The sequence below is a fragment of the bacterium genome, assembly GCA_035295165.1.
Lineage (GTDB): Bacteria > Sysuimicrobiota > Sysuimicrobiia > Sysuimicrobiales > Segetimicrobiaceae > JAJPIA01.
In genome coordinates this window covers 76,728-91,155 of record DATGJN010000085.1, presented here as the reverse complement: position 1 = coordinate 91,155, position 14,428 = coordinate 76,728, and the positions used below count along the sequence as shown (strand labels likewise).

The window sequence follows — 14,428 nt, the reverse complement described above, 5'->3', positions numbered from 1 at the left end:
AGGCAGGTCGACATGTACGGCACGTCGGCCCTGAGCAACGATGACTGCGGATCGTGGCCGTGGCGCTTCTAACGGAGGCAGGTGCGTTCATCGATCGACGCCGCATCACGGGTGTAGCGCTACCTACTCGGAGCAGACAGGGGGTGTAGCAGAGCGTGACCGACATGTATGAACTGGCCAGCAAGTTCAAGTACCTCCGAATCACCGACGTGGTCGATGCCCTGGACGCCGTGGACAGACAGGATTTGACACTGATGGACGAACGCATCAGGCCGCTCTGGCAGGGCATGCGATTCTGGGGGCCGGCTGTGACGGTGAGGGCGCTCCCGGCCAATGTGCGCATGCCAAAGCTTTCGGCCGAGGGAGCGATCCGGTCGCACGCAACGTGGTTTGCCGAGCACGGACGCAACGAAATCGGCAGTGTCGTGCGACGAGGCTGCGTGGTGGTCACGGCAACGGATGGATGCCCCGAGACCGGCATCTGGGGGTCGAACAACTCGCTTGGACTGATCGCCAAGGGCGCGGTCGGGGTGGTTACGGACGGATATGCACGGGATACCGATGAACTGATCTTGCAGAAGACCCCGGTCGCGTGTCGCGGGCGAGGTCGAACCATCATCCCGGGGCGCGTGACGTTTGCCGGGGTGAACGAGCCGGTCGCCTGCGGCGGGGCCCTGGTCCGTCCGGGCGACATCATCGGATGTGACGGCGACGGGTGCATCGTCGTCCCTGCGGAGGTCGCACTTGACGTGGTCCGGATCGCCAAAGGCATCTTGATCGACGACGCCGTGAAGCGGCGTGAGCTCTATCAGCAGTTGGGGATGCCATTGGACGAGACCGTCGCGGTGGAAGAAATGGAAGCCTTCTACGCAGGCTTGTGAGGCGGCGCCGCGTACGGCCGCTGAGGAGGCGGCCGGAGAGGCCGGCGGAATCGCCGGACTCGATCAGCGGCGACGTGCGGGTGCGATGGGAGCTCAGGGGTAGGATCAGCGAAGATTCTTCGGGAGGTGCCCGCGATGGATCGATCAATCTCCACCGATGTGAGCCGTCCTGCGGTCCGTACCGTCCGAAGCCGTCGTGATTTTCTCGCTCTGGCGCGTCAAGGGGTCATCATGCTGGGAGCGAGTGGCGGGCTGACGGCCCTGCTCCAGGAAGTTCAGGGTGAGCAGAGCGGGTACGCCGCGCCGGCGCCCGGGAAAGGGCCGGTCGAAGGCGAGATCGGGTTCTCCTGGTGGGGGACCGGGGAGCGGAGCCGGAAAACCCAGGCGGTGATGGCGCTGTTTCAGCAGAAGTTCCCCAAGGCGAAGCTGGACGGGCAGCCGGTGGGTGATTTCAACACCTACTGGGAGAAGCTCACGGTCGAGGCCGCGGCGCATAACCTTCCGGACGTGCCGCAAATGCAGGTCCGGTACCTCACCGTGTACGACACCCGGCAAGCCCTGCGCCCGCTGGATGACCTGGTTCAGTCAGGGGCGATTGACGTGTCCGGAATTCCCAAGGTAATCGTAGACTCCGGTCGGGGCCGGGACGGGAAGCTGTACATGGTGCCGACGGGGTCGGCGACCAACAACTGGATGTACAACGCCACGATGGCCGAGAAGGCAGGGCTCGCGCCGTTGCCAGCGGACATGACCTGGGACCAGCTGCAGCAGTGGCTGTTGGCCGCCAAGGACAGGCTGCCGTCCGGTGTGTACGCCAGCGACCTGCGCGGCAGCGACGACTCCCTGTTGTGGGCGTGGGTCGCATCTCATGGCCAACCTGTCTTCACCAAGAGCGGGCAGCTGGGCTTTCCCGAACAGCTCATGGTGCAGTACTGGAACTGGTGGGAGACCCTCCGCAAGGCGGGGGCCACGGTGACGGCGGCCATGATGCAGGAGGAGCCGAGCGATAACCAGCAGGGGTACCTCACGCTCGGAAGAGCAATGTTCGACGAGCGGCCGGCGAACCAGTTGGCCGCAATCCAGGCCCCGCTCACGGCGAGCGGCAAGGGGACGTTGAAGTTGGCCGCTTTCCCCAGGCGTCCGAGCGGGAACGGTCAGGTGCTCGTGAACAACGGGTTGTCCATCGCGGCCAACTGTACCAACGTCTCCACCGCCGCGGCATGGATCAATTTCTTCACCAACGACCCCGACGGAGCGAAGGCGTACGCCTCGGACAACGGGGCTGTGACCGGGACGAAGTTGTTGGACGCGCAAATCGCCGAGGCGGGTGCTGCGTTGCCGGCGACAAAGGACTACCTCCAGTTCATCAGGGGGGTCATCACCGGCAAGCCCACCATCGTCGACTTTCCGGCCAACTACAGCGCGGCGGTCCAGGCCCTGGCGAGGAACTATTCGAATGTGGCCTTCGGGAAAGCGAGCGTCGAGTCAGCGGTGAAGGCCTTTTTCTCCGAGACCAACGCGGCCATACGCTAGGTATATGGCGGAGATGGGTGATCCATCGCACGCCCGGGTGGGACGCATGGCCCCCATTCGCCGAGATGCGAACATGTCGGTCGGGCACGAGTCGGCGATGATGCCGGCGGGGCCGCGCCACCCGGGGGCGAAGCCCCGCCGTCGGGATGACCGTATCGCGTATCTCTTCTTGGCTCCGTGGTTACTCGGGCTCGTCGGGATCACGGTCGGCCCGCTCCTGGCGTCCCTCGGGCTCTCGTTCACGCACTACGACCTGTTGTCCGCCCCCTCATGGACGGGACTCACGAACTATCGGCGGATGATAGCAGGGGACCCCAGCTTCCTGCAGTCGCTGGTCGTGACGGTCCTCTACGTCGCGATCTCAGTGCCCTCCGTGCTCGTGATCTCGTTGGCCTTGGCGCTGGTGCTGAACCGCGGCCTCCGCGGCCTGACCCTGTATCGGGGGCTGTTCTATCTTCCTTCCCTGCTGGGCGGAAGCGTTGCACTTGCCGTCCTGTGGCGCCAGGTGTTCGGCATCGACGGCATGCTGAACCATGTACTCGCCCTGGTTCACATCACGGGACAGAGTTGGATCGGGAGCCCGGGCACCGCGCTCTATACGTTGGTGTTGCTGAATGTCTGGCAGTTCGGGGCGACAATGATCATCTTCCTGGCCGGCCTTCGTCAAATTCCCCAGGACCTCTATGAGGCCGCTGCGGTGGACGGCGCGCGACGGTGGCGACAGCTTCTCCAGATCACGATCCCCATGCTGTCGCCGGTGATCTTCTTCAACACGGTTTTGGGTCTGATCCGAGCATTTCAGGTCTTCACCTCCGCCTACGTGATCAGCAATGGCACCGGCGGCCCCGCCGATTCGATGCTTCTCTACGCCCTCTATCTCTATCAGCAGGGTTTCGTGAACTACGACATGGGGTATGCGGCGGCCATGGCATGGGTACTGGTGGTCATGATCGCGGTGTTGACTGGGGCGGCATTCCTGAGCGCGCGTTTCTGGGTGCACTACGCGGACTGAGGCAGGATGGATACCGCCGCGATCCCTCGGAGACACCTCACCGCCACCCTGGGCGGAGGGGCCCGCCACGTGCTGCTCATCGCCCTGCTGGTGGCGACGCTCTACCCGGTGCTGTGGATGGTGGGCGCGTCGTTCGAACCGAGCGCTCAGATCTTCGTGAACGTCGGGCTGCTGCCGAAGGTGTGGACGTTTGCCAACTATCAACGCGGCTGGTATCCGATGCAGAACCTGTCGTTCAGCCGCTTGTTCGCGAACTCCCTGATCATCGCCTGCGTCGCGGTGCTCGGGAACGTGTGCTCGTGCACGATGGCGGCGTATGCCTTCGCGCGGCTGCAGTTCCGGCTTCGAGGTACCCTCTTCGCCATTATGCTGTTGACCATCATGCTACCCTACCAGGTGCTGATCATTCCCCAGTACATCCTCTTCCTCCGTTTCGGATGGTTGAATACCTATCTGCCGCTGGTGGTGCCCCGCTTGCTTGCGGTCGACGGGTTCTTCGTCTTCTTGATGGTTCAGTTCATCCGCGGGCTGCCGAGGGAAATCGACGAGGCCGCCATCATCGACGGCTGCGGCCATTGGCAGGTGTTCTTGCGCATTGTCGTCCCGCTGTCCATGCCGGCGATGGCGACGACGGGGATCTTCACGTTCATCAACTCGTGGAACGATTTCCTGGGGCCGTTGCTCTACTTGACCAAACCGGTGATGTATACGGTTCCCCTGGGTTTGAACTTGTTCCTCGACCTCAACGAGGCATCCCAATGGGGCCCGCTCTTCGCGATGTCGGCGCTCAGCCTCGTTCCGATCTTCGTGATCTTCCTGTTCTTCGAGAGGTTGCTGACCGAGGGCATCGCGACGACAGGGATCAAGTGAACAAGAGGCAGCTGGCGTTGAGGCGTTCCGCGCTCGTGATCGAGCCGCTGACCGCGATGCCGCCAAGTGAAACCTCACCAACCGCACACGTGTCTCAACGGTAGTCGAACAGCGAGAGACGCTCACAACAGTGGGAGGGAGCGCCACATGGATCCGGAACGGCAGCGGTTGCTCGACCTGTATCGGGAACTCCGCGTGACGGATGTTGCGGACGGATTGGACATGCTCGGCTATCAGGATATCGGACTCATGGATCCGGCGATCCGTCCACTGGTGCGGGACGTCGTGAATCTCACACACCGTTTCGTGGGGTTCGCGCACACGCTTCGGTTTGTGCCGACGAATCACCCGGTCACGGCACGCACCCCGGATGAGATGCGGGCGTTCATCCGCGATTGGTACCGACAGTTGGCTTCGGGGCCGCAGATGGAAATCCACGCTGGCGATGTCGTCGTCATCGATGGCGCCGACACTCGCGTCGGCTTCGCGGGATCCAACAACACGCTCAGCTGGATTCTTCGCGGCGCGGTTGGCGTGGTGACGAACGGGGGAGCACGAGACACCGACGAGCTGATCCGACAAGGATGCCGCGTGTACTGCGCGCGTATCGAGAAGACCATCCGGCCGGCCCGCCTTGAGTTCAACGCGGAGCAGGTGCCGATCAACTGCGGAGGTGTGCTGGTCAAACCGGAGGACGTGGTGGTCGCGGACGGTGACGGCGTCGTGGTCGTGCCGCGCGACTTCGCGGACCAGGTGGCGACGTACGCCCGGGAGGTCGCCGAGGGCGACCGACAGAAGCGGCGTGCCCTGTACAAGCAAGGCGGACTGGCGGAGGACGACAGCGTGCTTCCTCTGTCGGAGATTGAGTCGCGGAGCCGTCCCAAGCCCGGTGGGGCAGCGGACTGACGGAGTGGTGATTGGCGACCCACCGTCCGACGGTGCAGCACGACCCTGTCGGCTGCGGCGTCGATCGACCGGTACCGGGAGCCGAGGACGGAAGGTGCCTGCGCAATCGTCGGGCCGCACTGGCGCGAAGCGACGCCCGCTGATCCGCCTCCTGAGGTCTCTTTCGCGCCCTGGCACCGGCGGGGCCCCGCGAGACGATGCGGGACCGACCGGTGCATCCCGAACGCGTATCGTTCCGATGCTCGTCGGTCAGCCCGTACGTGCCGCGGTTTGAGGTGGCGCGCGACACTCAGGGCGCCGTGCTGGGCGCAGCGCGCGCAGTCTCTTCATGCGGCCCCCGTTGCCCGGGTCGTCCGGTACGGCCCCGCTGTGATCGGCTGCCGGCGGTTCTCCCCTCCGGGTGACTGAATCGGACGTCGGGCCGGCGCTCACGCCGGCAGCTCCCCCCACCGAACCCTCGTGAGTGAGCTGTGTTGGGGACTGCCGGGCAGGCCTCCGGCGTTGTGCGGTGAAGGACTCGCTGTCGCGCGTCAAGGCCGTGCTGAGGAAGGGACGACTATGGGCAACCGTGTCGCGCTTACGGGCTTGGGCGTTGTTACTCCGGTCGGGGTCGGCAAGACGGCCTTTTGGAGTGGCCTCATCGAAGGCCGGTCGGGGGTTCGCCGGATCTCATCGTTTGATGCTCGCCCGTACGACACACAGATCGCCGGGGAGGTCTTGGATTTCGACCCGGGTGACTTCATGGGCAAGAAGGAGATCCGTCGCAGTGACCGGTTCGCGCAGTTTGCGCTCGCCGCCGCACGGCTCGCGTTAGAGGACGCCGGGTTCGCCATCACGCTCCACAACGCGGAACGCGTCGGGGTGATCATTGGGTCTGGGATCGGCGGAGCGCAGACCTGGGAGGAACAGCACCGGCTCATGTTGGAACGCGGCCCTGGTCGTGTGAGCCCGTTTTTCGTCCCCAGTCTCATGATCAACGGGGCGGCCGGCATGGTGAGCATCGACACGGGCGCGCGCGGACCGAATGCGTCGGCTGTGTCGGCCTGCGCGACTGGTGGACACGCCGTGGGTGACGCGCTGCGGGCGATCCAGCACGGCGAGGCCGATGCGATGGTCTGCGGTGGCACAGAAGCCGCCATCACCCCCCTCAGTCTCGCAGGGCTGTGCGCCATGAGGGCGATGAGCACGAGAAACGACGCTCCCGAGAAGGCGATGAGGCCCTTTGACGCCCACCGGGATGGGTTCGTGTTGGGCGAAGGCGCCGGGATTGTATTGCTCGAGGAATGGCAACACGCCGAGCGGCGCGGCGCGCGCATCTACGCCGAGGTTGCGGGGTACGGGAGGAGCGCGGATGCGCACCATATCACCCAGCCGGATCCGGAGGGGGACGGAGCCGCGCGAGCGATGCGGCTAGCGCTTCGCGACGCGTCGCTGGACCCGGCGCAGGTCGGTTACATCAACGCTCACGGGACGAGCACGATCCTGAACGATCGCCTAGAGACGGTGGCGATCAAGCGCGTGTTTGGTGACCACGCCGCTCAGCTTGCGGTGAGTTCGACGAAATCCATGACCGCGCATCTCTTTGGCGCCGCCGGGGCTGTCGAGGTCGCGGTGTGTGCGTTGGCTATCGAACGCGCGGTGCTGCCGCCGACGATCAACTATGAGACCCCGGACCCAGAGTGTGACCTCGATTGCATCCCCAACACGGCACGGCCGGCTCGGGTTGACGTGGCGATGACCAACGCGTTCGGATTCGGGGGACACAACGCCGTCCTCGTCCTCCGACGACCGTCGTGACTGAAGATCCCCGCGAACACTTCCTCGCCGATCGGCGGTCCAATCAAGATGCCTGAGGTGCACGTTCGCCGCCATCGTGGACAAGAATCCCGCACGCGCGATCCTGGGTACGGGCGATCGCTGCGCCGCCCCGTGCCCGTCTTCGCCGTGCATCCAGTCGACCGTCCGCCTGTCCGAACACTGGCCGCAGGAATCCCCAGGGACTGCTGGAACCACGTAGCGACTCGTGGACCAGACTGACGGCGTCCCGCTGGAACAGGAACGCAGCGGTTTGCTGGGAGGTGGCAAGGTGCCAGAGAGTTTCATCTCACGCGCGTTCCATGGACGTCGGCAGAGCAACGACGTGTCGGCGCGCCTCCCTCCTGGACAGTATCTGGAACGTGGGTTTCCCGTGCTGTCGGCCGGTCCGACTCCTCATACGCCGCTGGAGCGGTGGGATTTTTCAATTCTGGGCAGTGTGGCGCAGCCCAAGCGCTGGACCTGGAACGAACTGCGCGCCCTGCCGCACGAGTCGATCACGGTCGACATCCACTGCGTGACCAAGTGGTCGAAACTGGACACGCACTGGGAGGGGGTTTCCGTCGACACGTTGCTGGCGCAGATCGAATCCGAAGCCGACTACGTCATCGCCTTCTGCGACGGCGGCTACACCACGAACCTGCCACGTGATGAAGTGACGGGAGGCAAGGCGTGGATCGCGTATGCGTACGATGGCGAGCCGCTCCCGCCTGAGCACGGGGGCCCGGCACGGCTGCTGGTGCCTCGCCTGTATTTTTGGAAGAGCGCAAAGTGGGTCCGGGGGCTGCGCCTGGTCGATACGGATGAGCCAGGTTTCTGGGAGACCCTCGGCTATCACAATCTTGGTGATCCATGGAAGGAACAGCGGTACGCCGGCGACTGACCTGGCAGCTCGGCGAGGTCGTAGAGACACGGATGGAGACCCCGCGGGCGAGAAGCCTGACACTGATGGTGCCGGACTGGCCCGGGCACCGCCCGGGCCAGCACGTGGACGTCCGGCTCACCGCGGAAGACGGCTACCGGGCGGAGCGAAGCTATTCCATCGCCTCACCTCCCGAGGAGAACCCGAGGGTGACCATCACGGTCGAGCGGCTGGACGATGGAGAGGTGTCGCCCTATTTGGTTGACGAGGTGCACGGCGGCGACCGCCTGGAGCTTCGGGGTCCCATCGGAGGGTACTTCGTCTGGGAGGCGAGCATGGGCGGGCCGCTGTTGCTCGTCGGCGGGGGGTCGGGGATTGTGCCGCTCATGGCCATGCTCCGGCACCGGCGGGCGCGCGCTAGCACCGTGCCGACCCGATTGCTGTACTCCTCGCGGTCGCAAGACGAGGTGATCTACCACAACGAGTTCGATGACGTAGCGGCGCGCGAGACGGGGCTCAAGGTGATCTACACGCTGACCCGGCGACAGCCCTCGGGGTGGACAGGGTATGGGCGCCGTATCGACAGCGATCTTTTGCGGGACGTGGCATGGCCCGCCCAAGACCGTCCGCTCGCCTACATCTGCGGCCCCACGCAGTTCGTCGAGACGGCTGCTACGGGCCTTGCGGCGCTGGGGTACGATCCAACCCTCATCAAAACCGAGCGCTTCGGGCCGACAGGAGGCGAGTAATGGAAACGAGGCTGGATGGTAATGTTGCCGGAGGGGTCCTCGGCGAGATCTTCCCCTTCGAAATGACCAGTCCCCTGGCAACCTGTGATGGGTGTGGAGCGACCGAGCCGATTGGCGCATCTGCAGCGTACACGCACGCCATGGGGATGGTGGTGCGCTGTCGTTCTTGCGACACCGCCCTGATTCGCCTCGCGCATGTGAACGGGCGCTATTGGGTGGATATGCGTGGCGTGCGGGTCCTGCAGGTCAGCGAAGGGCGGTAAGCCGATGACATGAGCTCCGTGAAGCGAAGCCTATGCCCACGCGAGCTTGGGGACGGGCTAAACACCTCCTGTCTCTCTGATGCCTCGGGACCCGTCGGACGTGACTCGGATCAGTCTGTAGGGACCCGGAGGTCCACACCCCTGACCTGCCGAACCCGACCGCTACGGTAGCGATGTTATGTCGCGGAGACTGACGACTGCGTGGTCGGCCGAGGAGGCGAGTCGCGAGGAGACCGGCTGCCACCCCAGCGGTTCTACAATCTCCCGACTCGCACGACGTCACGTGGATCCGGCGTCGATACTTGGGAGAGCGTGAGATCGTCCATGGCCCCGACGCGGTGAACCGTGCCCGGGGTGAGTGTTAGAGCGCTGCCGACGTGTGGTTCCCAGTCCCTTCCATCGACATGAATGCGCGCGCGACCGCGCCGCGGTCGAACGTGATTGTGATCCAGGCGGACGGGGAATGTCCGAACGTGGACGCGGCCGGGCGCCTCACGGCGGTCGCATCCGACGCGGCAACGGGCGAGGCCGCCGTTTGACCCGGGGGCGGCCATCGTGATGGTGCGGCGCTAGGGAAGCGCGATGCGCGATCGCGCGACTCGATCGACACAGGAGGCATGTCGTCATGTCAGTTTCCCTTGACGAACTGCGGCAGCGGGTGCGTGGCGGACAGATCGATACCGTGATCACGGCCTTCACCGACATGCAGGGACGGTTGATGGGCAAAGCCGTGACCGGCGAGTTCTTCTGCGACGAGGTCGCCGATCACGGCATCCACTGCTGCAACTATCTGCTCGGGACCGAGATGGAAATGACGTGCCCCCCCGGCTTCCGCCTCATGAGTTGGGCGCAGGGGTACGGCGACTGGCTGGCCGTGCCGGACCTCGGCACGCTGCGCGTGACTCCGTGGCGCGAGGGCACCGCGTTCGTCCTGTGCGACGTGCTCGACGAGGAGGGACAGGCTGTGTCGGTGTCCCCGCGGACGCTGTTGAAGCAGCAGGTGGCCGCCGCCCGCGCGCTGGGCGTTCGAGCCAAGATGGCCTCGGAGCTCGAGTTCTATCTACTTCGCGAGACGTACGAGTCGGCCCACCGGAAGCAGTTCCACGACATCGAGCCGTTCGGCTGGTACTTCGAAGACTACCACGTCCTCCAGGGCGCGAAGGCGGAACCGTTGTACCGCGAGATCCGCAACCGCATGCTTGGGGCGGGCATTCCGGTAGAGTTCAGCAAGGGCGAGGCCGGCGCTGGGCAACACGAGATCAACATTCGGTACGGGGACCCGGTCGAGGCCGCGGACCAACACGTCCTCTTCAAGGAGGGCGCCAAGGAAATGGCGATGGCGCGAGACCTGGCCCTGACGTTCATGGCGAAGCCGGATCACCGCTGGACCGGGAGCAGCTGCCACCTGCACGTGAGCCTGTGGGACCCCGCCGGGACGCACAATCAGTTCCAGGCGGGGTCGGGCGGCCGCGATTGGTCGCCAATGATGCGCCACTTCCTCGGGGGCCTCGTCGCCCACGTGGCGGACTTCGCCGTCTTCCTCGCACCCACCGTGAACTCGTACAAGCGGTACGCCGCGGGCAGCTGGGCCCCCGTCAACATGGCGTGGTCGTGGGACAACCGGACGTGCGGGTTCCGGCTCGTGGGGTCGGGCAATTCGCTGCGGATCGAAAGCCGAATCCCGGGCGCCGACGTCAACCCGTACCTCGCGTACACCGCGATGTTGGCGGCCGGCCTGCACGGCGTCCGCGAACAGATCGAACCGCCGGCCGAGTATCGTGGCAACGCGTACGAGGCGACCGACCTGCCGAGAATGCCGAGGGGCTTGCTCGAGGCTGCGCGGGCGGCCCGGAGCAGCGCCGTCGCCACGAAGGCGCTCGGCGAAGTGGTGGTGGATCACTACGCACACGCGGCCGAGGTTGAGCAGGGCGAGTTCGACCGCGTCGTCACGTGCTGGGAGCGGGAGCGCTACCTTGAGCGCACCTGAGGCGGCGGAGGGCCCACTGTTCGTTTCCCGCTCGGCGCGGGCTTAGGTACGCTCCCAACGGGGTCAGGAGAGGAGAGAGACATGAGGCTACGTGACAAGGTCGCGTTGATCACCGGCGCGGGAGGGGGGATGGGCCGGCTGGCGGCCCTGACCTTCGCGCGAGAGGGCGCGCAAATCGTCGCCGCCGACGTCTCCGCGCAGGCGGTACAGGATACCGCCGCGGAGATCGGCCGCAGCGGCGGGCGCGCGATCGCCGTTGCGGTCGACGTCTCACGGGAGGCGCAGGTCCGGGACGCGGTGCGGACAGGCGTCAAGGCATTCGGCCGCCTGGACGTCCTGTACAACAACGCCGGGATCTTCCCCGAGCGCGACGGCTCGGTCGTGGACGTCGAGGAGGCCGTATGGGACCAGGTCATGGCCGTCAACCTCAAAGGTATTTACTTCTGCTGCAAACACGGAATTCCGGAACTGCTGCGTGCCGGGGGCGGGTCGATCATCAACATCGCGTCGTTCGTCGCATTGGTCGGCTGCAGCGTGCCGCAGGACGCCTACACGGCGAGCAAGGGCGCGGTCATCGCGCTCACGAAATCACTTGCGGTCCAGTTCGGCCCCAAGCAGATCCGCACGAACGCGATCGCGCCCGGCCCGATCGAAACGCCTCTGCTCACGTCTTGGCTGCTCAACAACCCCGAGGCCAAACAGCTCCGTCTCAACCGCATTCCGATGGGACGTTTCGGGCGGCCGGAGGACATCGTCAACTTGGCCCTCTATCTCGCGTCGGATGAATCCACCTGGGTGAACGGCAGCGTGATGGTCGCGGACGGCGGGATCACGTCGAACTACTTCTGACCCAAGCGGCCGGTCGTGCCTCTGAGCCGGTGACGTGGCGCTTGGCGACTGAACAGCCAGGCGCAAGCCATGACTGGGGTGTCGAGCGTGGACGAGGGGGTGGCACTCTGGCACGCTTACCGATGCCCGCGGCATGGTTCAACCGCCTTGCAGGCCGATACCCTTGATGCGCGCGCTCCCGCAGTAGAAGGGTAGGCAGACTTCCCATCTAGATGGCCGTCGCCACATTAGTCCTGCACGCCGACGCGAACCGGTTTAATGTCCACGACCGGAGTGCCATCGATCGCCTCGATTGGTCCGAGAAGCACTCGAGTCTTGGCAACAGCCTTTACGGTGACCCGGTGGAGCCCCAGCGGATTGGGTCGATCCGGGGATCGTGTCGCGAAGACGCCGATCAGGGGACGGCGCTTGTCCGAGCGCGGATGGACTTTAAGCACATTGCGCCGGGCCTGATGCAACCACGTGACGACAATGATTTCGTCGCCGACGACGATGCCGTCGAGCGCTTGCACGACGGACGCCTTTACCTCGAGCCACGCGTCAGGCGCGCCCTCGGCACCCTGTTTGGGCGCGTTGGCGCGCGTCTTCAGGGTCGATCGGATAATGCCGATGGGATTAAGCCGAATGGTCGTCGGGCGTGCTTCGTTTGCACGTCGTCTCACGCGGTGCGCTACGATGCCGCGGGGCATCCTATCTGATCCCTCCTTCTTCCCCATTCCTCCGACGCTCCGTCGGCCCAACGACCGACAAGCCGTACCGTCGGAGTCTTCCCCGCCAACGCGCGGACCCCTATGCCGACAAGGGTGCTCGGCGGGGGGGCCGATTCAGCCTGGCGGCGCGAGGCGGTGATGGATGGTGGTTGCGTGATGACGGAGAGCACGCCCAGCAAAGAACCTGCGCGTCTACCGGCTTCGTGCCCGCCCATGGAGTATTGCCGATGCGAGCCGGGGTCGTGGCCTTGTTTTCACGCGATGACGCGACCGATAGGCTTGAGCCTTCGTCCGGTTCCCGCAGATTGACATGGCGCACCACCTTCCAGACCGATTCCTCGAGTGGTCGTAGAAGGCCCAGTGGCATCTTCGGCACGCCTTCAGTCGTTGCCACGTTCCCTCGATCTCCGCCATAAACGCCACTGACAGGAGGCGGCCGAGCGCGCCGGTGAGGCCGGCCGCGTCCGGTTCGAGCCGCATCTGGCCATCGCGTTGGAGGCGGACCACCAGCCGTGCATCCCGCGCAAGGCGGTTCAGGACCGCTACGGTGGTCGAATCCATCGGCCATCCGTTGTGTGCGAGTAAGAGCCGGCGCAACGCCTCACGGACCTCTAAGGTACGCTTGAGCTCGAGTGTACGGACCCGAGCGTCTCGAGGCAGCAACGCATGACTCACCAGCCAGCGGCGGAGGTCGGCAGGGGAGGCGAACTCCTCTGTTCGCAACCCGATCTGCTCTCGCTCGATGTTGTACGTGTTGACGAATTGTTGAAGCAGGCGCAGGGTCCCCGGTGCCTGCTCGCGTCGCCCCGGCTCCAATCTTCGCCTCCATGTCCGTCGCCAACCATCGTAGCATGTTGCCGGCCAATGGGAGTTTGACTGGGGGAGGGTTCCGTGACAGATCGCAATAACCTATAATGCGATATAGATGGTTATTACCGATGAGGAGACAGACGATGACGGATTGGCAAGCACGGCGCCGGTCGCGTACGTTCGCGCTATTCCTCGTCATGATCTCCGTCGCGCCCGTTGTGACCGTCGCCCGATCGAGCGGGGCCCAGGACATGAGCAATCGGTATCAGGCGACCGCCGTGGTGACAGGGTCGGACCGGCGCAGCCGTCCGACCGGATTCGCGCGATGCCTGCGCGAGGTGCTCGTGAAGGTCTCCGGGGAGCCGCGGCTATCCCACGATCCGCGGGTCGACAGATTGGCTGCGGAGGCGGACCTTTTCGTCGCATCCTTTGACTATGTGGACCAACTGGCCGCGTATCACCATCACGACGACCAGGGGACGTACGATCGACCGTTCAACCTCACCGTGCATTTCGTCCCCGCGCTGATCGACAAGGCGCTGGCGGATCTGGGCGAACAGCCCTGGCGGGGGCAACGGCCGGTGATCATGCCGGTGCTCATGGTGCGTGGGTACACCGCGGCCTACTTGCTGAGCGCCGAGAGCCCCGCCGGCGCCGATCAGCGTGTGGCATTCGCCGACGTGGCCCGGGATTTGGGCATGCAGGTGCGCTTTCCGACCGACGCTGATTTTGCCGCGTGGGGCGTCACGGTGGGACAGTTTCCTTCGCCGCAGGTTGCACCCTCGGCGGACGAGGCGGTGGTCGCAGGCACGTTGGCGTTCAAACGGGCGGTGCCAGGGTGGGCCGGCTCGTGGAGAATGCGTTACCACGGGATCGACTACGCCTGGGGTATTCACGGCGTGAATTTCGACGAGGCGTTTCGCGACATCGTCCGAGGTGTCGTGCGGGTCGCATCCGGCCACGGTGCGCCGGAATGATCGCACTCGGGTGCGCCCTGAGCCGCCAGGGACGATCTCAGCGGCCTCCCGCGCGCGAGCCGCACCCCGTATGAAGAAACACCGACGGCATAGCGGCAACCGGTAACTCCGCAACCGGCAGCTCAGAGCGCAAACGGTGGTCCGCTAAACCCGCGGCCATGCACCTCTAAGCGTTGGCGATGCCGCTCGGTGTCGCGCACGCGA

General features: G+C 65.2%; 13 protein-coding genes. 12 read left to right on the top strand and 1 reads right to left on the bottom strand.

The genetic code is table 11. The annotated features are described in order from the left end of the window. Positions 1–164 precede the first annotated feature (164 nt). From VKZ50_13560 to VKZ50_13510, 11 genes are all read left to right on the top strand, one after another. Positions 165–881: an RraA family protein gene (locus VKZ50_13560; protein HLJ60747.1), complete on the top strand. Its 717-nt coding sequence runs from the start codon at positions 165–167 to the stop codon at positions 879–881. Positions 882–1,016: 135 nt separating this feature from the next. Then, positions 1,017–2,414, top strand: a complete 1,398-nt coding sequence (locus tag VKZ50_13555; GenBank protein ID HLJ60746.1) for a hypothetical protein — start codon at positions 1,017–1,019, stop codon at positions 2,412–2,414. A gap of 100 nt (positions 2,415–2,514) precedes the next feature. Next, positions 2,515–3,426, top strand: a complete 912-nt coding sequence (locus tag VKZ50_13550) for a sugar ABC transporter permease (GenBank protein HLJ60745.1) — start codon at positions 2,515–2,517, stop codon at positions 3,424–3,426. A 69-nt stretch (positions 3,427–3,495) separates the two neighbouring features. Then, on the top strand, positions 3,496–4,296 hold the full coding sequence (locus VKZ50_13545; protein ID HLJ60744.1) for a carbohydrate ABC transporter permease: 801 nt from the start codon (positions 3,496–3,498) through the stop codon (positions 4,294–4,296). A 147-nt stretch (positions 4,297–4,443) separates the two neighbouring features. Next, positions 4,444–5,202: an RraA family protein gene (locus tag VKZ50_13540; protein ID HLJ60743.1), complete on the top strand. Its 759-nt coding sequence runs from the start codon at positions 4,444–4,446 to the stop codon at positions 5,200–5,202. Positions 5,203–5,760: 558 nt separating this feature from the next. Continuing rightward, entirely contained in the window at positions 5,761–6,999 is a 1,239-nt protein-coding gene (fabF, locus tag VKZ50_13535; protein ID HLJ60742.1) for a beta-ketoacyl-ACP synthase II, read from the top strand. Between the two features lie 289 nt (positions 7,000–7,288). Beyond that, positions 7,289–7,900 carry a sulfite oxidase-like oxidoreductase gene (locus tag VKZ50_13530; protein HLJ60741.1) on the top strand — a complete coding sequence of 204 codons (612 nt, stop codon included), beginning with the start codon at positions 7,289–7,291 and terminating at the stop codon, positions 7,898–7,900. Between the two features lie 32 nt (positions 7,901–7,932). Then, positions 7,933–8,628 carry a ferredoxin reductase gene (locus VKZ50_13525; GenBank protein HLJ60740.1) on the top strand — a complete coding sequence of 232 codons (696 nt, stop codon included), beginning with the start codon at positions 7,933–7,935 and terminating at the stop codon, positions 8,626–8,628. Beyond that, entirely contained in the window at positions 8,628–8,891 is a 264-nt protein-coding gene (locus VKZ50_13520; protein HLJ60739.1) for a DUF6510 family protein, read from the top strand. Before VKZ50_13525 ends, VKZ50_13520 begins: the two co-directional genes overlap by 1 nt. Before the next feature lie 625 nt (positions 8,892–9,516). Continuing rightward, positions 9,517–10,878 carry a glutamine synthetase family protein gene (locus VKZ50_13515; protein HLJ60738.1) on the top strand — a complete coding sequence of 454 codons (1,362 nt, stop codon included), beginning with the start codon at positions 9,517–9,519 and terminating at the stop codon, positions 10,876–10,878. An 81-nt stretch (positions 10,879–10,959) separates the two neighbouring features. Continuing rightward, positions 10,960–11,727, top strand: coding sequence for an SDR family oxidoreductase (locus VKZ50_13510; protein HLJ60737.1), 768 nt, complete (start codon positions 10,960–10,962; stop codon positions 11,725–11,727). Between the two features lie 227 nt (positions 11,728–11,954). Here VKZ50_13510 and tsaA read toward each other — a convergent pair whose 3' ends face one another. Beyond that, positions 11,955–12,416 (bottom strand): tRNA (N6-threonylcarbamoyladenosine(37)-N6)-methyltransferase TrmO, encoded by a 462-nt coding sequence (gene tsaA, locus VKZ50_13505; protein HLJ60736.1) that lies wholly within the window; start codon positions 12,414–12,416, stop codon positions 11,955–11,957. Between the two features lie 974 nt (positions 12,417–13,390). On the opposite strand from tsaA, the gene VKZ50_13500 reads away from it, so the two are divergent. Continuing rightward, on the top strand, positions 13,391–14,224 hold the full coding sequence (locus VKZ50_13500) for a DUF2066 domain-containing protein (GenBank protein ID HLJ60735.1): 834 nt from the start codon (positions 13,391–13,393) through the stop codon (positions 14,222–14,224). The last annotated feature ends 204 nt before the right edge of the window (positions 14,225–14,428 follow it).